The sequence below is a fragment of the Priestia sp. FSL P4-0332 genome (genome assembly GCF_038005845.1).
Classification (GTDB): domain Bacteria; phylum Bacillota; class Bacilli; order Bacillales; family Bacillaceae_H; genus Priestia.
The window spans coordinates 1,125,570-1,142,412 of the sequence record NZ_JBBOUA010000001.1 but is presented as its reverse complement, the minus strand read 5'-3'; the positions used below and the strand labels follow the sequence as shown (position 1 = coordinate 1,142,412).

19 protein-coding genes and 1 riboswitch are annotated in these 16,843 nt (G+C 38.2%); of the genes, 6 read left to right on the top strand and 13 right to left on the bottom strand.

Annotated elements, in window-relative coordinates:
* Window positions 1-312 precede the first annotated feature (312 nt).
* A riboswitch (cyclic di-GMP riboswitch) is annotated at window positions 313-397 on the top strand.
* A gap of 18 nt (window positions 398-415) precedes the next feature.
* On the top strand, window positions 416-547 hold the full coding sequence (locus tag MKY06_RS05820) for an anti-repressor SinI family protein (protein ID WP_340960426.1): 132 nt from the start codon (window positions 416-418) through the stop codon (window positions 545-547).
* A gap of 23 nt (window positions 548-570) precedes the next feature.
* Here MKY06_RS05820 and MKY06_RS05815 read toward each other — a convergent pair whose 3' ends face one another.
* Together MKY06_RS05815 and MKY06_RS05810 are read right to left on the bottom strand one after the other, a co-directional pair.
* Window positions 571-738 (bottom strand): anti-repressor SinI family protein, encoded by a 168-nt coding sequence (locus MKY06_RS05815; protein WP_081715152.1) that lies wholly within the window; start codon window positions 736-738, stop codon window positions 571-573.
* Between the two features lie 491 nt (window positions 739-1,229).
* Complete coding sequence (locus MKY06_RS05810; protein ID WP_340960422.1) at window positions 1,230-1,985, bottom strand: SGNH/GDSL hydrolase family protein; 756 nt, start codon at window positions 1,983-1,985, stop codon at window positions 1,230-1,232.
* A 451-nt stretch (window positions 1,986-2,436) separates the two neighbouring features.
* Between MKY06_RS05810 and MKY06_RS05805 the strand changes: the two genes are divergently transcribed.
* Window positions 2,437-2,928, top strand: a complete 492-nt coding sequence (locus MKY06_RS05805) for a sigma-70 family RNA polymerase sigma factor (RefSeq protein WP_340960420.1) — start codon at window positions 2,437-2,439, stop codon at window positions 2,926-2,928.
* A 100-nt stretch (window positions 2,929-3,028) separates the two neighbouring features.
* Here the strand turns inward: MKY06_RS05805 and MKY06_RS05800 are convergent, their stop codons facing one another.
* Together MKY06_RS05800 and MKY06_RS05795 are read right to left on the bottom strand one after the other, a co-directional pair.
* On the bottom strand, window positions 3,029-3,508 hold the full coding sequence (locus tag MKY06_RS05800; RefSeq protein ID WP_340960418.1) for a competence protein ComK: 480 nt from the start codon (window positions 3,506-3,508) through the stop codon (window positions 3,029-3,031).
* A 138-nt stretch (window positions 3,509-3,646) separates the two neighbouring features.
* Entirely contained in the window at window positions 3,647-4,072 is a 426-nt protein-coding gene (locus MKY06_RS05795; RefSeq protein WP_445670341.1) for a GntP family permease, read from the bottom strand.
* A gap of 111 nt (window positions 4,073-4,183) precedes the next feature.
* On the opposite strand from MKY06_RS05795, the gene tnpA reads away from it, so the two are divergent.
* From tnpA to MKY06_RS05780, 3 genes are all read left to right on the top strand, one after another.
* Window positions 4,184-4,582 carry an IS200/IS605 family transposase gene (gene tnpA / locus MKY06_RS05790; RefSeq protein ID WP_340960415.1) on the top strand — a complete coding sequence of 133 codons (399 nt, stop codon included), beginning with the start codon at window positions 4,184-4,186 and terminating at the stop codon, window positions 4,580-4,582.
* An 11-nt stretch (window positions 4,583-4,593) separates the two neighbouring features.
* Window positions 4,594-5,709, top strand: coding sequence for a transposase (locus MKY06_RS05785; protein ID WP_340960413.1), 1,116 nt, complete (start codon window positions 4,594-4,596; stop codon window positions 5,707-5,709).
* A gap of 109 nt (window positions 5,710-5,818) precedes the next feature.
* On the top strand, window positions 5,819-5,962 hold the full coding sequence (locus MKY06_RS05780; RefSeq protein ID WP_257147033.1) for an FCD domain-containing protein: 144 nt from the start codon (window positions 5,819-5,821) through the stop codon (window positions 5,960-5,962).
* Window positions 5,963-5,986: 24 nt separating this feature from the next.
* On the opposite strand, the gene MKY06_RS05775 is transcribed toward MKY06_RS05780, so the two are convergent.
* The 5 genes from MKY06_RS05775 to MKY06_RS05755 all read right to left on the bottom strand — a co-directional run bounded on the left by MKY06_RS05775 (window position 5,987) and on the right by MKY06_RS05755 (window position 12,250).
* Window positions 5,987-7,567, bottom strand: a complete 1,581-nt coding sequence (locus MKY06_RS05775) for an FMN-binding glutamate synthase family protein (protein ID WP_218812768.1) — start codon at window positions 7,565-7,567, stop codon at window positions 5,987-5,989.
* A 43-nt stretch (window positions 7,568-7,610) separates the two neighbouring features.
* Window positions 7,611-9,332, bottom strand: coding sequence for a pyruvate oxidase (locus MKY06_RS05770; RefSeq protein ID WP_098321987.1), 1,722 nt, complete (start codon window positions 9,330-9,332; stop codon window positions 7,611-7,613).
* Window positions 9,333-9,432: 100 nt separating this feature from the next.
* On the bottom strand, window positions 9,433-10,200 hold the full coding sequence (locus tag MKY06_RS05765; RefSeq protein ID WP_098278337.1) for a tyrosine-protein phosphatase: 768 nt from the start codon (window positions 10,198-10,200) through the stop codon (window positions 9,433-9,435).
* Between the two features lie 279 nt (window positions 10,201-10,479).
* Window positions 10,480-11,232 carry a CpsB/CapC family capsule biosynthesis tyrosine phosphatase gene (locus MKY06_RS05760; protein ID WP_340960409.1) on the bottom strand — a complete coding sequence of 251 codons (753 nt, stop codon included), beginning with the start codon at window positions 11,230-11,232 and terminating at the stop codon, window positions 10,480-10,482.
* Between the two features lie 229 nt (window positions 11,233-11,461).
* Window positions 11,462-12,250: an SGNH/GDSL hydrolase family protein gene (locus MKY06_RS05755; protein ID WP_340960407.1), complete on the bottom strand. Its 789-nt coding sequence runs from the start codon at window positions 12,248-12,250 to the stop codon at window positions 11,462-11,464.
* 195 nt (window positions 12,251-12,445) lie between these two features.
* On the opposite strand from MKY06_RS05755, the gene tagU reads away from it, so the two are divergent.
* On the top strand, window positions 12,446-13,396 hold the full coding sequence (gene tagU / locus MKY06_RS05750; RefSeq protein WP_340960405.1) for a polyisoprenyl-teichoic acid--peptidoglycan teichoic acid transferase TagU: 951 nt from the start codon (window positions 12,446-12,448) through the stop codon (window positions 13,394-13,396).
* 50 nt (window positions 13,397-13,446) lie between these two features.
* Here the strand turns inward: tagU and galU are convergent, their stop codons facing one another.
* The 4 genes from galU to MKY06_RS05730 all read right to left on the bottom strand — a co-directional run bounded on the left by galU (window position 13,447) and on the right by MKY06_RS05730 (window position 16,805).
* Complete coding sequence (gene galU / locus MKY06_RS05745; RefSeq protein WP_340960403.1) at window positions 13,447-14,328, bottom strand: UTP--glucose-1-phosphate uridylyltransferase GalU; 882 nt, start codon at window positions 14,326-14,328, stop codon at window positions 13,447-13,449.
* 46 nt (window positions 14,329-14,374) lie between these two features.
* Window positions 14,375-15,142 (bottom strand): tyrosine-protein phosphatase, encoded by a 768-nt coding sequence (locus MKY06_RS05740; protein ID WP_340960401.1) that lies wholly within the window; start codon window positions 15,140-15,142, stop codon window positions 14,375-14,377.
* Between the two features lie 213 nt (window positions 15,143-15,355).
* Window positions 15,356-16,063, bottom strand: coding sequence for a CpsD/CapB family tyrosine-protein kinase (locus MKY06_RS05735; protein WP_340960400.1), 708 nt, complete (start codon window positions 16,061-16,063; stop codon window positions 15,356-15,358).
* Window positions 16,053-16,805 carry a YveK family protein gene (locus MKY06_RS05730; protein WP_340960399.1) on the bottom strand — a complete coding sequence of 251 codons (753 nt, stop codon included), beginning with the start codon at window positions 16,803-16,805 and terminating at the stop codon, window positions 16,053-16,055. The genes MKY06_RS05735 and MKY06_RS05730 overlap by 11 nt, the downstream gene beginning before the upstream one ends.
* Between the last annotated feature and the right edge of the window lie 38 nt (window positions 16,806-16,843).

The following is a 16,843-nucleotide window of genomic DNA, read 5'->3' as shown; positions in this document are numbered from 1 at the left end:
GTTCCATTCCTCCCCTGGCGTCTATACCTGCTTGTTCCAAAGATATATTTTCTATACATCTTTAAAGATATACTTAAGATATATGAATTTTCTGAATCGTTCAACTTATATGTTAGATTATATAACATAATAGTTTTATGTATACGGTTACAATATTGAAGTATAAAGAAAAAGTATTCATACGAAAAGTCTCACATAGGGAATGTAATGCTTTCGAAGATGCTCAAAATGACGGAAACTCAGTCTCAAAAACTTATTTTTTACATGTTTTTACAGGCTAAGTATAGTAGAATATAATTTAAATTATATTATTACAGAAAAAGGCAAACTAATTGAAAAGTTAGGACGCAAAACTACAGATCTACGGTTTTTACACTATGATGGCTGAGTTTCCTTTACTAAAGGAGCAGACTTGATGGAGAAGCTGAACAAGGTATTTGATAACGAACTAGATAAAGATTGGATGCAGCTTATTTATGAAGCAAAACAGTTGGGGTTATCGATTAAAGAAATCAAGGATTTTTTACAACAAAATAAGGCGCAATAATAAAAAGCAAAAAACATTAGAATCTAGATTCTAATGTTTTTTTTATTGTTAACCGTATCATTGTTTTCTAGCGCCTTTTGTTTAAGAAACTCTTTAAACTGATTCTTCGTTATATTTGAATCCATTGCTTCCTTAACTAGGGTCATCCATTCTGGAGGAAGCAACCCATCACTTTTTTCATTAATATCCATTTTATCCCTTCTTTCAGCCTGTCTAATTATAAATCAAATTCCGTTACAATATAACCCTCAAAGCTATTTTTTACGTTAATTTAATAAAATTATCCTAAACTCCCTAAACTATTATGTCAGTAAAAGAGACATTATTCTAGAGAAAAATTGCTTTTTTGTTTCTGATAAAGAACATTTTTTATTTTTGTTCGTTATTAAGGTTTACCAACCGAGGATTTTTTTGTATAATTAACTCAAAATTTGTAATATTAACCCATTTTATTTAGGAGGACCACAATGCCCTTATCTTATTCTTTGAAACGAATTAAAACACCTTTGCAGTTTTTCGGTATTACGCTTTATAAATGCCCAAGCACCGGCTCTTATTATTATAAAAGCAGAGCAAACCGGCATTTAAAAAAAGTAAAATAACACAATAACGTGAATGAAGTTTTCTAGTTTTATCATAGAAAGCTTCGTTCAGCTATTTTTACCTAGCAATAGATCATCTTCTATTTCTTACTTGTGAACCAATTTACTAAATAGTCTCCCCACACTTCACCTCCTTTCTTTGTTAATCTTCCGTCGTTTTTATTAATATACTCACCTAAATGAAACGGCCAAATGAGAGAATGATTTAGATAATGCACCCAATTTTCTTCTGCGACTCCCCGAATAGCTTCTACCCCTTCTTCATAGGACTCCGTCTGGGAAATGTACGGCTGAGACGGCTGAAGCATCAGAGTTTTTTTCAAGTCTTTAAGCTGATGAATCAGCTCGTCTGTATTTTTAAGCGTATCGTCTAACGTAAGCTTCTGATAATCATTTTTAAGAGGTGCTTCAAACAGAATAATGTTTGGCTGAAGTTGATCGATTTGATCGGCAATATGTGAGGATAAAAGCTCATCCGTTGTCTGGCTGCCGTATGAAAGTGCTTTAACCTTAAACACATCACTTCCATATGTAGCTTCTAGCCCTTTCTTTAACTGCTGAGGCCAGTCCGTTTCCTTTGCAGAGGTAGCAAGCACAAGAGTTAAAGGTTTTTTAGTTGCAATCGCCGACTCGATTTGCCTTGTAATAAAGTCTGGAAGATTTCTTGTATAAGCAGACACATCAGAAAACTGTTTTTCTTTATGTACAACATGCACTTTCGTTTCACTTGCTTGAACCTGGGCCTCCGCTCTCTCCTGCCAGTGCTGCGTCCCTCCATATATCACTGCCCCGCACAAAACAGCCGCTGCCACATTTATCCCAACGATCGCCTTCATTCAATCTCCCCTTTACAAGTTCTTCTTACAATCTCAGTGACTTGCTTTCATAAAGAAGAACTTAAAATTAGTAGCTCCTGCGAATATACCCTCAAAGGTCCACCTATCCGGTTGAGACCAGCCCGCAAGGGAGGGACTCATCCGGATAGGTCTAGCAACTCTATCAGCACTGCTCTTCCATGATGGTAGAATTGCTAGATCGATAATAGATATAGAAATAATTATAGATTAGTAGAATTTGGAATGGGGGACCTTTCGTACGTAAAATCTCTACAAATACACGTATACTTCGCATATTTCCTAGCGAAACGTGAAGTTTCCGGGGAAATTACGTCACGTTTCTTAAAAAGAAAACATAATGTATGTTCATTCGCGCGTGTGACCTTCCCCTTGTACAGTAGAGATACCGGCGGAATACAGCAAAAACGCGTTTTTGAAAAAGGATTGCTACATGCAAAAAAGCTCGTTTGATCAAATCGCTTCATCTTTTCATCCATTAATTGTGTCGATGATTAAAAAATTTCACATTTACAAAGACTACGACGAATATTATCAAATTGCGTTAATTGGTTTATGGAGAGCTTATCAAAAATTTGATGAAAGCAAGGGTTCTTTTTCCGCTTATGCTTACACAACCGTACGCGGTACGATCCTTTCTTATTTAAAAGGAAATGCATTGCGTGAAGAACGAGAAACTCCTGCTGAATATGATTTACTTGCGTTAAATGAAGACCCTGCTCCTATTGTTCCATTAGAAGCTGATACAATTAACCAATATATTGAACATCTCACCCCTAGAGAAAAAATCTATGTAATAGAATATTTGCTTGAAGGATATTCTTATAAAGAAATTGCATACAAATATCACGTATCAACAGGAGCCGTTAAGAACTGGGGAAAGACAGCCCGTAAAAAACTAAAGGTCCTGCTTCTTCAAGAATAAAAAAATAAGATAGAGGAAGCCTTGTTTAAGCTTCCTCTCAACACACTGGGACCAAAATGCTGATCGTATGTAAATAAGCGCGTTTGATAAAACGAACAGATTAAGAAAAAGAAAGCTGACTTTCTAAGCAATAGTTTCGAACAACGGCTGCTCTTGCTAACTTTTTTTCTAAACTGTAATAGGAAAGTTTAACAGTAATGAATGTTTCATCTTTAAAGTGAATCACCGTAGAATTTGAACTAACTGAAGCAAGCGTATGTGAAGTGTGAACATGAGAGGAGAAAATCCAAGCGCAGCTATAGTCGTTTGGCGAAGATGTCGGAAACGCAATAATCGCTTGTGAACGACTAATGACAAGAGGCGTAAGCTGTTTGTACGGAAACATTTTTCGAACGGCGGCGATGGAACCGTTGAACGTACTTAATTCTCGAATGCACGCTTCTTCTAACAATTGCTTACACGTCTTGCTTAACATGTATTCTCCTGTTGTATCCAGCACCTTTGTGCGGTGAATAGGATCATTCACTGGAATTAATGCTTTTGTCGTCAAACCAATTTGATACTTTTCATCATTTGTCATACATCTACCCCCTTTGCTACTTTATAACTATTCTATACTATCGAAACGGGAAAAATCTAGTCTTTTTTCTCATTATTTGAAATATTTTGAATATATTTCATATCCAAAGAAAAAAGCGCTGAAGCCAGCGCTTTTCTTTTAAATAAAAATGTCTAAAATAAGAACCATTGCAAAAGCCGCAAATGATAGAATCGTTTCCATCACTGTCCACGTTTTTAACGTTTGAGCCACTGACATATTGAAGAATTCTTTGATTAACCAGAAGCCAGGATCATTTACGTGCGATAGCATTACAGAACCTGCGCCTGTTGCTAGCACCAATAGCTCTGGACTTACGTTTGGCATCGTTACTGCAATTGGTGCGACAATACCTGCTGCTGTTGTCATTGCCACTGTTGCTGAACCAACTGCTGCACGAATTAACCCTGCAATCACAAACGCTAGTACGATAGGAGCAAGATGTGCATCTTGAGCAAATCCTGCAATCGCATCACCTACACCGCTTGCTGTTAAAATTCCCCTAACGAATTCTCCCTTTTCAAGCGTGTGAAAGGTGTAGCCCAACGGTAAGGGGGAGATGAATTTCTGTTGAGCAATAACCCCAAGGTTTTTTCTTTGGTCTTTTGTTTTAGTGTGTTATAATCAGTCTTATAAAGCATAAGGATTGATTTAGCAATGAAATTAGATAGTAATAATCATTCAGTATTCTCGATGTATTACCAACTTGTATTGGTAGTGAAGTATCGAAGGAAGGTTATTGATGATACCATTTCAGACTATGCCAAAGATAAATTTATATCGTTGAGTGAGAAATATAACATTACATTGGTCGAATGGAACCATAATTGTGACCATATTCATATTTTTTTCAAAGCACAGCCTAACAGTGAATTATCAAAATTTATCAATGCTTATAAAAGTGCGAGTTCGAGACTGATTAAGAAAGATTTCCCTCATGTTCGTAAAAAGTTGTGGAAAGAAATGTTTTGGTCAAGAAGTTTTTGTTTGTTAACCACAGGTGGTTCATCTATTGAAGTCGTAAAAGCGTATATTGAAACTCAAGAGATGAAGTGAGGTGAGTTGATATGGCTAAACAAAATAAGGCGTATAAGTTCCGATTGTATCCAACCGACGAACAAATCAAATTGATACACCAAACCTTCGGTTGTGTTCGTTTTGTTTACAATAAAATGTTGGCCGAACGAAAAGAAACGTACGAAAACCTGAAACATGACAAAGAAGCATTAAAGAAGGTAAAGCATCCGACTCCTGCCAAGTATAAAAAAGAGTTTGCGTGGCTAAAAGAAGTAGACTCATTAGCTTTAGCAAATGCACAAAGAAACCTAGATAAAGCGTATCAAGCATTTTTCAAAGGTCATGCTAAATTTCCGAAATTCAAATGCAAGCGTCATAAACAAAGTTACACAACAAATGAGGTCAACGGAAATATTCAGTTGATGGATGGTCATATCAAATTACCTAAACTGAAAATGGTCAAATTTAAACAACATCGAGATATTCCGCCGGAATATAAGATAAAGTCCTGTACGATTTCCATGACTTCATCAGGAAAATACTATATTTCCATTCTCACAGAGTACGAAAAAGAAATCAAAAGCAAAGAAATTCACCACGTAATTGGATTAGATTTTGCGATGAATGGACTGTTTGTTGAAAGTGAAACGGGTAAGAAAGCCAATTACCCACGTTTCTATCATCAAATGCTTGAGAAATTAGCAAAGGAACAACGTAGACTTTCTCGGAAAAAGAAAGACTCTTCGAATTGGCATAAACAACGTATTCAAGTAGCGAAAATACAAGAGAAAGTTGCCAACCAGCGTAAGAACTTTCTCCACCATAAATCAAAAGAATTAGCGTCTACCTTTGATGCTGTAGTGATTGAAGATTTAGACATGAAAGGAATGTCACAAGCTCTAAGGTTTGGGAAAAATGTCACTGATAATGGATGGGGTATGTTCACTTCTTTCTTACAGTACAAACTAAAAGAGCAAGGGAAACCACTTGTCAAAATAGGTAAATGGTTTCCATCTACTAAAACGTGTTCAAGTTGTGGTTCGGTAAGAGAAATTCCCTTATCTGAGCGTATCTATCAATGCAGTTGTGGGCTAAATCTCGATCGAGACTACAACGCCGCACTCAATATCAAAAAAGAAGGCATTCGCTTATTAGTAACTGCGTGATAAATACAAACTCTTGGAACAAGAGGGTTAGCTTGGTCTATTTCGTCAGCTATTAAAAGTGGCGATTACCCAAGAAGCCCCCACTTCAAACAACTCGTAAGGGGAGTAAGTGGAGGGTAGTTCACTTGACGAACATGAAGACATTTATAACGCTATTAAAGAACGCAATGCTGAAAAAGCCGAAGCGTTAATGCAGGAACATCTTCAAAAAGATTTAGAGTTTTGCCTGCATTTGCTTCAGCGAAGACAATAAAAAAGCTGCCGATCGGCAGCTTTTTTATACGTACATCTTTTCCTTTGTAGAAATATCAGCTAACTGTCCGCTGCTGTTTTTGAACACCACGTGTTTCCTTGAAAACTTCGTTGGCGAATCAATACCGGCTGCTGCGGCTAAATTAAACAACCCTTCACGTAATGACAGCACGTAGTTGCACACGCGGTATGACTTTTCTTCAATAATAAGCGCTTTTTGCAGCTTTGGATCTGTTGTGGCTACGCCTACTGGACAACGGTTATTGTGACAAACCTGCGCTTGAATACAGCCAACAGAAAACATAAAGCCTCTGGCAATATTAACGCAGTCGGCACCCAGCGATAAAGCCGTTGCAACTTTATCAGCCGTTAACAGCTTGCCCGATGCAAAAAGCTTCACTTCATCACGAACGCCATACTTTTTAAGCAGTTCATCCACAAAAGGAAGTCCTGAAAACAGAGGTACGCCCGCTCCGTCTGCTAATTCTTGAAACGATGCCCCTGTTCCTCCTTCTGCTCCGTCAATCGTAATAAAGTCAGGACCGCTTCCCGTCTCTTTCATATACGCCGCCATTTCTTCAAGATCGTTTGTGTTTCCGACAACCATTTTAATGCCTACTGGCTTGCCGCCTACATCTCGAAGTTTTTCAATAAACTGAAACATTTCAGGATACGAAGCGAACTCTTTAAAACGGTTTGGGCTGTCTACAGATTCTCCTGGCTTCAAGTTGCGGATTTCTGCGATTTCTTCGGTTACTTTTGAACCGTCTACGTGACCGCCTCGCGTTTTGGCTCCTTGGGCGAGCTTAATTTCAAACGCTTTGATTTGCTTCATTTCACTTTTCTTTTTAAATTCTTCCCATGAGAATTCGCCTTCTTTTGTCCGAACGCCAAAAAGCCCTGGACCAATTTGAAAAATGATATCGACGTTTCCTTTTAAATGATACGGTGACAGTCCGCCTTCTCCCGTGTTCATCCACGTGCCGCCTGCTCGTCCTAATCCTAGTGATAAAGCGGTAATCGCATGGTCACCAAGTGCTCCAAAGCTCATGCCGGATTGGCCGATTAATCCTTTTACAACAAACGGATTTTTGCATGAAGGACCTATGACGACCGCATCTTCATCCCTCAAATAAAACGGATCCGCTTCTTTTTCTTCGCGGTGCTCTCTTCGGCTGAATAAGTTATCCGCGTCCATTTTATATACTTTCGTTTTAATTTTTTGCGTATTATCCGCTTTCATTTCATCGCGCTGCTTTGGAAACACCGCGTTTCGAATATAGTAGCCCGGTTCGCTAAAATCACGCTCTGAGCCAAAACCCATCATTCGGTTTAGATATTTACCCGACTTAACGGTTTGTTCATATTGATTTCTAGAAAACGGCTTGCCTTCGTTATTATTTAAAAATAAATACTGACGCAGTTCAGGCCCCATTTTCTCAAAAATATAGCGCATTTTCCCGAGCAGCGGATAATTTCTCAAAACCGAATGCTCTTCTTGTTTTTCGTCTTTCATCCAAAGGATAATAGCGATAATAACCGGCACTATAATCACAAGCATCATTACCGCGCCAAAAATAAGTAAAATGATTTCAAACACTCCCATAATATCCCTCCTAAAAAGACTCTCCTGTAAGGAGAGTCACTGATTAAAGCATTCTGCTTAGTCCTTTGCGAAGCGGCGGCATTTCAAGCTCGTGTTCTTTGAAAAACTTTTTCATGATGTGCTTCGAATAATTGGCTGCTTGTCCAAATGAAATTTTGCCTGGAAGCGGCGGTTCATCCGCGACAACCACATCAATCACAACAGGAACAGTCGCAAGCGCTGCTTTTTCAAATGCTGTTTCGAGCTCCTCGTACTTTTCAACGCGGTAGCCAATTCCTCCGCATGATTCAGCGAACTTCGCAAAGTTCATTTCACCAAGCTGCGTTTGGTAATCCAAGTGGCCTTGAATGGCTTGTTCGTATTTAATCATGCCGATTTCACTGTTATTAAGTACGACGACAACAATCGGCAGCTTATACTTTACAGCAGTCACAAAGTCTTGCATGACCATCGTAAAGCCTCCGTCACCGCATACGGCTACCGATTGTTTTTCAGGATGGGCAAGCTTTCCTGCAATCGCAGCCGGAAGTCCGCAGCCCATCGTTGCCAGCCAGCTTGAAATCACAAATTTTTGATTCGTCATGCGGAAATGTCTCGCCATCCATACCGTCACGTTCCCGACATCAACAGATACAATCGCATCATCGTCAACGATTTTTTGCAGCTTAGGAATGACTTGCTGCGGCTTAATTGGTGTACTCACTTCGTTCTCTTCTTTTTCGACGTGCTTCCACCAGTTTTCCATATTAACTTGACACTCTTCTAAGAAACGGCGGTTTTCTTGATAATCTAAATTATGCGTAAGCTGCGACAGCGTCGTTTTTGAGTCTCCGACTAATCCGATGGATACAGGATAGCGTCTGCCGATTTGTGTGGCATCAGAATCCAGCTGTATTGCTTCGACTCCATCTGGCAAAAACTCGCGGTATGGAAATGACGTTCCCACCATAATTAACAAATCGGTTTCTTCCATCGCTTCATACGCCGGTTTTGTTCCAATCTGACCGAGCTGTCCGAGGTTATACGGATGATGATCCGGCAGTATTCCTTTACCCGGAAGCGTAAAGATAATCGGCGCCGCAATTTTTTCCGCAAACTGCGCTAATTCAAGCTTCGCATGCTTTGCACCCGTTCCTGCTAAAATAACCGGTTTTTTTGCGTATTTAATGGCTAGAAGCGCTTTAGCTACATCTTCAGGGTCACTGTGAGAAATGGATTTTGATACATTAGCAATTGGCGTTTTTTCATCAATTTTAATCGTTGAAGACGGAATATCATCTGGAATAACTAAAACCGCAACGCCTTTCTTGGCGTAAGCCGTTCGAATGGCTTGCTGCAGAAGGTGCGGAAATGATTCCGGCGAATCTACTCGGTGATTAAACACCGACACATCGTCAAAAACCCGTTCTAAGTTCACTTCTTGAAACGATTCATTGCCAAGCTTCGCACGTGGCACCTGTCCGGCTAGCACTAGCACCGGTGCACCGTCTGCTTTGGCATCGTATAAGCCGTTTAACAAATGAATTGCACCCGGCCCTCCAATCGACAGACATACGCCGATTTTGCCTGTGATCTTAGCGTAAGAAGATGCCGCCAGCGCACCTACTTCCTCGTGACGGACTTGAATAAATTCAATTTCATCTTTTTCACTGCGCAAGTTGTCCATAAAATGATTGATTGAATCTCCCGGCATACCGAAAATGTGATCGATATTCCATTCTTTTAACACGGACATAGCTGCTTTTCCAGCTGTAGTTTTTATCATATTCAGCCTTCCTTTCTTTAACTTTGTTTCTATTCCATACCACAATGAGAGAAAGACAAAACAAGGGACTTTCCCGTTTTTATGGAAAAGTCCCTTGTTTTCAGCTGAATAATTTAAATAAACTAAATTTTTTCATCGGCTCAGGCTCTAATTGATGAACCGGACGACCGTCGATAATCGCTTCTGCATTTTCAATAAAAAAATAAAGTTCTGACGCACCGTACATATCGGAAATATAATCATACGCTTTTGAAAGTGAATAGTCGTGGTAATTGCGGGCATGAACGCCAGAGGCAATCACGTGGGCTAAGCGGTATTTAATAAATGTACACGCCGCTTTTCTTTCTTTTTTTCCGTTTAAACCGAGAATACTAGCCGCGCTTAGCTGAATGAGTACACCTTTTTTAACAAGCTCATACAAACGCTCGGGATGATCTCGGAAAATTGGATGACATTCTGGTGAACGAAGAATAGGCACAACGCCTTTTGTTAGAAGATCAGACAGTATCTTTTCAAAATAAGGTGAGACATCATAGTCAGGCAGTGAAAGAAACAAATATTTATCGGTGTGATTAAGCGTGAGTAGCTGATTTCGCTCATAGTTTCGCAGAAGCTGAGGCGATAAAGGGACAAGCTGACCTGGTAATACTTGAAGAGGAATATATGAATTTGTAAGCCATTCATTAGCTGCGTTCACATAGAGAAATAAATGGTGTTTCATAAACTCTTGATCGCTATCATAAAGCGGCGTCGCCACTACGGACTGAACGCCTTGATCCGCTAAGGAGCGTGCCATCTTCAAAAAGCCGTCTACTTCCTCAGGTCCGCTATCGATATTAGGCAATATGTACGTATGAATATCAATCACTTTATTTCCCTCCCTGCGTTTTGTATAGCTCTATTCTACGACGATTTCTAGTGTGAAACTATGTATTCTTCTCGACATTTACCACCACGAACCCCGGAAAACCGCGTACTTTCCTGTTACCTACTTAACTAACAATATTTTACTATCACTCTATGTGAAAACGCAAACAATATTTGTAAAATAACTCCAAATATTGATGATATAAGAAGGGATTTAAATAGGTCTTTGTATGCAAATACCCTGATTAAACAGAAGTTAATCAGGGTACAAAGGGAAAGTTTAAAAGATTCCTAGGAATTTTGTTTTTTTGATGCGTTCAGGCTCTTGTTTATAAACAGCCTTCCCGCTCGCAATGGCTTCAGCATTTTCCATGAAATGATAAAGCTTACTGTTGCCGTATTTTTTGGACACGGCAGAATGAGCTTTTTGCAGGCCGTACTGCTGGTAATTTTCACGATTCACGCCAGATGCAATAACGTGTGCTAATCCGTGATCAATGAACTGATAAGCGGCTTTTTTAGCTTTACTCCCGTTGCCGCCCAGCACACTTTGTGCAGACAGCTGAACGACTGCACCATTTTTTACGAGCTTGTACAAATGCGCGGGATTCTCTACAAATAATGAATGGCATTCAGGCTCATTTAAAATAGGCACGATGCCTTTTAACTGAAGCTCGTATGCAATACTTTCTAACACTTCAATTTCCACATCTTGCGGAATCTCTAAAAACATATATTTTTCATTTTCATTTATAGTCATCTTATAGAAATCTTGATTAAACAAAGTCATATGATTGGAGGCAGTTACTTTTTGTCCCGGTAAAATGGTTAGTGAGATAGAAGCTTTTCGCAGGTATTCATTTGCAAACCCTACCGCTGATGTGCAGCTTGAAGCAGGTCCTTCATATTTAGGCGTCGCAACCACTTTTGTTATTCCTTGCTTCACTAATGCATCTGCCATCTGCAAAAGTTCATCGTGGCTCTTAGGTCCATTTTCCATCTCCGGCAAAATGTATGTATGTAAGTCAATCATTTGTTTGTCTCCTCTTTCTATGTCTCAATTCATGGGTAATATTCCATAAATTATATTATAACACAAGGAACGAATGAACTTTTCCATATACAGGAAGACACCTTCTTATGTGCATGTTTGAAGTCTTAAAAGCTATATTTTCGTCTTAAAATGCATAATATCGTCATTTTTAGTTCATTATACCTATAAAAAATAAGCAGATTAGCCGAGAGGGGCAATCTGCTTATTCTTATAATTCTGATGGTGTATTGGTAAAATACGTTTCCAAATACTTAGCCCATCGTTTTTCTCCACCGTCATTAGGTTGGCCAGGTGTTTCCGCTAAAAATGTTAAAATATCTTTGGAACGATAGTCAGGCCAAGCTGTCCAATGATTAAGATATTCATATCCGTTTTCTTTAGAAAATTTCTCTAGTGCCTTTACGTCATTTGGGTAGTTTTCTGCCTTATATACTGGTGCTGATGGCTGTAGAATCGTAACTAGCTCACTGTTCTGATCTTTTAAACGGCTTATAATGACGTTAATATTTTCTAGCGTATTATCGATACCTACTACTCCGTTATCATTTAATAGGAACGGCTCAAATAACAAAACGTCTGGCTTTTCATCCAAAATTTGTTTATAAGTTCCATTGTTTATAAATTTCAACGTCGTCATGTCTGTATATTCATATACTTGTGTATTCATTAAATCTTCACCGTAAGTGCTTTTCAGGTTTTCCTTCAGTAAAGTTCCCCAGGTTTTCTGTACCTTTTCTTTAGGAGCAGAGGCTACAATCACTAGCTTCATAGGTTTTTTCGTTTTTTCTGCTTGCTCTATTTTTGCTATCACCGATTTCGGAAGGTTTTGCGTATACTGTTTCCACGAAGCTTCTTCACCTTCTGCATAACTAGAATTTTCTATCTTGATTGGCCTTACCGCCGATTGCTCAGAAGCTTGGTGATTCCAATATATTTTACCTGCTACTAAAGATGCTACAAGCACAACCAAAGCTAGAATATTGACCCATATTTTCATAAATTGTCTCCTCTACTATATCTTTCTTTTTTGCTTTTATTATAATATAATTTGAGAATAAGTGGATAAAAATAAGTCAATATGTCATATTTCATAGGCTTACTGTTATGTATAAAAAACAGATAAGAATTAATGAAGTACATAAGTAGTTCATTTGTTTTATCAATATATTAAGTAAAGGAAGAGAAACCGATTATGACAGAGCCTCAAACTCGACGACGTAAAAGAAGAAAACCAAAGAAAAAACGCGCTTTAAAAATTACAACGGCCATTATTTTAGTACTAATTCTCGGTGTAGGTGCTTATACCTACAGCATTTGGCATTCAGTTGAAAAGACTTTTACACAAACTCACGAGCCATTAAATCGTGATGTTTCAGAGAAACGCTCAGAAAAAGTGTCATTTAGTAAGCGTGATCCGATCTCCATCCTGCTTCTAGGAGTAGATCAGCGCGCTGGAGATCGCGGCCGTTCAGATTCGTTAATCTTAATGACCGTAAATCCAAAAGACCAATCCATGAAAATGGTTAGTATCCCTCGTGATACGCGTACAGAAATTGTAGGAAAAGGCACCACAGATAAAATTAACCATGCCTATGCATTTGGAGGCGTAGATATGGCTGTTAATACGGTAGAGAAATTCTTAGACGTGCCTGTAGATTATTACGTACAGGTTAACATGGAAAGCTTTAAAGACATTGTAGATGCAGTGGGAGGAGTTACAGTTAACAATGACCTGAACTTTGATTATGATGGATACAGCTTTAAAAAAGGAAAGCTTACGCTCGATGGAAAAGAAGCTCTTGCTTATTCACGTATGCGTAAACAAGATCCTCGAGGAGACTTTGGACGTCAAATGCGTCAGCGTCAAATTATTGAAGGAGTTATTGAAGAAGGAGCAAGCGTTCAATCTCTTGCTAATTACGGTACAATTCTAGATACAATCGGAACGAACGTTAGAACAAACCTTACATTTGACGATATGAAACAAATTCAGTCCAACTACAAAGATGCACGTCATAACGTAGAACAGCTTCAAGTGGATGGAAAAGGTGAAAAAATCGACGGCATTTACTACTATGCCGTATCAGATGCTGCGCGCGAAGCGCTTTCTAGCAAGTTAAAACAACATTTAAATATTGACTAATAAAAAAATGATGAAGGAAACTTCATCACTTTTTTTATTGAAAATGAATATTACACGCGTACTTTTTCTTGTTTTAACAATTCTTCCATAAATACAAGGAGATTTTCACGTAAATCTTCATGCTGAAGAGCAAATTCTAAAGATGTTTGAATAAAGCCTAACTTTTCTCCTACATCATAACGTTTTCCTTCAAAATCGTAGGCAAATACACGCTGAATTTCATTTAGCTTTTGAATAGCATCTGTTAATTGAATTTCGCCGCCTGCTCCTACTTCCTGCTCTTCTAAGAACTTAAATATTTCCGGTGTAAACACATAACGTCCCATAATAGCTAGATTAGAAGGAGCTGTTCCTGGTGCTGGTTTTTCAACAAACGAATTAACCTGGTAACGACGACCTTTACTTGAATTTGGATCAACAATACCATAGCGGTGTGTTTCGTTATCAGCAACCGTTTGAACACCAATAACAGATGATAATGTTTGTTCGTACTCATCCATCAACTGACGTAATCCTGGCGTTTCTGCCTGTACAATATCATCTCCTAGTAATACGGCGAAAGGCTCGTTACCAATAAAGTTACGCGCACACCATACTGCATGTCCTAATCCTTTTGGATCTTTTTGGCGAATGTAGTGAATTTCCACATTTGAAGATTGACGAACTTTCTCTAGCAGCTCAAATTTTCCTTTTTCAGCTAAGTTTTGCTCTAGCTCAGGTGCATTGTCAAAATGATCTTCAATTGCACGCTTGCCTTTACCCGTTACAATGATAATATCTTCAATACCTGATTCAATTGCCTCTTCGATAATATATTGAATCGTTGGCTTATCGACGATTGGAAGCATCTCTTTTGGCATGGCTTTTGTTGCTGGTAAAAAACGAGTTCCTAATCCTGCTGCTGGAATAATGGCTTTTTTAACTTTTTGCATGTTCATTTCTCCTTTTAGATAAGTAGTTTAGTATAAATAAAGCACTTTAAAAAATACCTAAAAACTTTTTCTTTTTAATAATCTCTGGAGGCTCTTTATGGCACATTTGGCCATGTATTACATACTGAGCATTTTCTAGAAACATATATACTGTATCCTGTCCATGCTCACTTTCTATAGCTTCTAAAGCTTCCCTCATGTAAAACGAGCGGCCTTCAAGGTTATGGGCATCAGAGGATACAAAGTGGACGAGATTTGATTGAATTAACTGATGAGAAAATTTTTTAATTTTTTTCCCAAAATGGCCCATCACGCTTCCAGCTGTTACTTGAGCAAGTGCCCCGTTCGTTATAAATTTATACAGCAGGTCAGGCTCCTCAAGCAAACGGCTATTCCTTTCAGGATGTACAATAATTGGAATCAACCCTTTTGATTGAATGTCAAACAATAATTGTTGTGAATAGTGTGGCACCTGACTAGACGGAAATTCTATAAATAAATATTTCCTCGTATCATTTAACGTCAAAATTTTCTCTGCTTGATAATCTTCAATAATTTCCCCGTAAAGCCGTATTTCTTGTCCTGGCAAGATTGTTAATGGAATCTTTTCCTTCTTCAATAATTCATTTAATTTCTGAACATATTGTATGATATCTTTTTTTTCATTGAGATAACGACCATTTTGGTGGTGGGGCGTGGCTACAATTGTACGAATACCTTCCGAAACCGCTTTCCGGGCCATTTTTAAGCTCATTTCATCATTTAAAGCTCCATCATCAATACCAGATAGAATGTGACAATGCAAATCAATCATCTATTATACTCCTTCTTAATAATCTGTCTTAAGACCTAATTAAAGTAGTGTTATGTTAGCATATTTGCATTTTTATTTCTATGTATTTTTATTAAGATCGATATACTAAGAAATAAAGTCAATTTTTTAGATTCCTACATGAATAAGACCTCGGACTATTAAAGTCTCGAGGTCTTATCTCATATAATTAAAAGCCAAAGCCGCATCAAAAGATTAATTACTTCCATAGTAGTAATAGTTTCTACTGTCTGCTTTACAATTGTTTAAAACCACACCAAGCAGCTTTGACTGTGCATGAACTAACATTTCTTTTGCTTTTAAAGCCGCTTCTTTTTCTGTTTTCCCACTGCTTACTATTAAAATAGAAGCATCGACTTGATTGGCTAAGATTTGAGCGTCCGCTACCGCTAAAATAGGCGGCGTATCAAAAATGACTATATCAAACTGCTGCTCTATTTCTTTCAGCAACTCTTCCATTTGACAAGATGCAAGAAGCTCAGACGGATTCGGAGGAACGGGCCCGCTTGTTAACACATACAGATCACTCACTTCCGTCTCTTGGACCGCTTGTCCTAAACTAGACTGTCTTGTTAGAACGTTTGTAAGGCCACTATGGTTTTCTAAACGAAATGTGTAATGAGCAGTTGGCTTACGTAAATCTGCATCCACTAATAGCACCTTTAAGCCCCGCTGTGCATAAACAGCTGCTAAATTTGAAGCAGTAGTTGATTTCCCTTCAGCTGATCCACTCGAAGTTAAAAGCAGCGACTTAATATCTTGGTCCACACCTGAAAATTGAATATTCGTACGAATCGTACGATACTGTTCAGAAACCGGATCTTTGGGGCTGTTATGTGCAAGAAGTCGTCGTTTTAGTGTTAGCATCTTATCATTTTTGTTTTCTTTTCCTTTACGAGCCAATTGTCTCACCTCTTTTCGGTACACGAGCCGTCACATCTGGGCGCTGTAAGTTTGTTGCTTTAGGTACGTCCTTAATATTTGTAACGACACCCATTACTGGAAGCTTCAAAATACTTTCAATATCTTGTTCCGTCTTAATCGTATTATCTAAGTATTCTAGTAAGAATGACAATCCAACACCGATCATTAAGCCTACAACTAATGCAATTACTATATTTAACATAGGCTGTGGTTTAATTGGACTTTTGCTAGCAGTAAAGTCTGCTTTGGATAGAATGCTAACATTATCAATATTCATAATTTTAGGTACTTCCTTTTGAAATACAGATGCTGTAGCATTAGCAATTTGTGTAGCACGTTTTGCATTTGTATCTTGCACTGTAATTTGTGCAACTTGAGAATTTTCAGAGCTAATTACTTGAATTTTCCCGCTTAATTCTTGAGCTGAACTATCTAAATTAAGTTGATTAATAACTTTATCCAAGACAGCAGGACTTTTAATAATATCATTATAAGTGCTAATTAATTGTACATTGGTTTGCACAGCCCCTGCATTGTACAATTGCTGCTCTGACTTAGCCTGATTCACAAGAATCTGTGTACTTGTTTGATACACGGGTGTTAATACAAAAAAGCTGATAACTGAACTAATAATTGCAGCAATAATTGCTATTAATGCAATAAGCCATAAACGCTTACGCAATATTTGTACCAAATCCCGCAAACTAATTGTTTCTTCCATGATTGACCTCCGAACGTGATAGCTTGTAGTAACATAGA

Bases quoted from the DNA above. Each gene is read 5' to 3' on its own strand.
- MKY06_RS05820 (WP_340960426.1), top strand. From the start codon at position 416: ATGGAGAAGCTGAACAAGGTATTTGATAACGAACTAGATAAAGATTGG.
- MKY06_RS05815 (WP_081715152.1), bottom strand. From the start codon at position 738: ATGGATATTAATGAAAAAAGTGATGGGTTGCTTCCTCCAGAATGGATG.
- MKY06_RS05810 (WP_340960422.1), bottom strand. From the start codon at position 1,985: ATGAAGGCGATCGTTGGGATAAATGTGGCAGCGGCTGTTTTGTGCGGG.
- MKY06_RS05805 (WP_340960420.1), top strand. From the start codon at position 2,437: ATGCAAAAAAGCTCGTTTGATCAAATCGCTTCATCTTTTCATCCATTA.
- MKY06_RS05800 (WP_340960418.1), bottom strand. From the start codon at position 3,508: ATGACAAATGATGAAAAGTATCAAATTGGTTTGACGACAAAAGCATTA.
- tnpA (WP_340960415.1), top strand. From the start codon at position 4,184: ATGAAATTAGATAGTAATAATCATTCAGTATTCTCGATGTATTACCAA.
- MKY06_RS05785 (WP_340960413.1), top strand. From the start codon at position 4,594: ATGGCTAAACAAAATAAGGCGTATAAGTTCCGATTGTATCCAACCGAC.
- MKY06_RS05775 (WP_218812768.1), bottom strand. From the start codon at position 7,567: ATGGGAGTGTTTGAAATCATTTTACTTATTTTTGGCGCGGTAATGATG.
- MKY06_RS05770 (WP_098321987.1), bottom strand. From the start codon at position 9,332: ATGATAAAAACTACAGCTGGAAAAGCAGCTATGTCCGTGTTAAAAGAA.
- MKY06_RS05760 (WP_340960409.1), bottom strand. From the start codon at position 11,232: ATGATTGACTTACATACATACATTTTGCCGGAGATGGAAAATGGACCT.
- MKY06_RS05755 (WP_340960407.1), bottom strand. From the start codon at position 12,250: ATGAAAATATGGGTCAATATTCTAGCTTTGGTTGTGCTTGTAGCATCT.
- tagU (WP_340960405.1), top strand. From the start codon at position 12,446: ATGACAGAGCCTCAAACTCGACGACGTAAAAGAAGAAAACCAAAGAAA.
- galU (WP_340960403.1), bottom strand. From the start codon at position 14,328: ATGCAAAAAGTTAAAAAAGCCATTATTCCAGCAGCAGGATTAGGAACT.
- MKY06_RS05740 (WP_340960401.1), bottom strand. From the start codon at position 15,142: ATGATTGATTTGCATTGTCACATTCTATCTGGTATTGATGATGGAGCT.
- MKY06_RS05730 (WP_340960399.1), bottom strand. From the start codon at position 16,805: ATGGAAGAAACAATTAGTTTGCGGGATTTGGTACAAATATTGCGTAAG.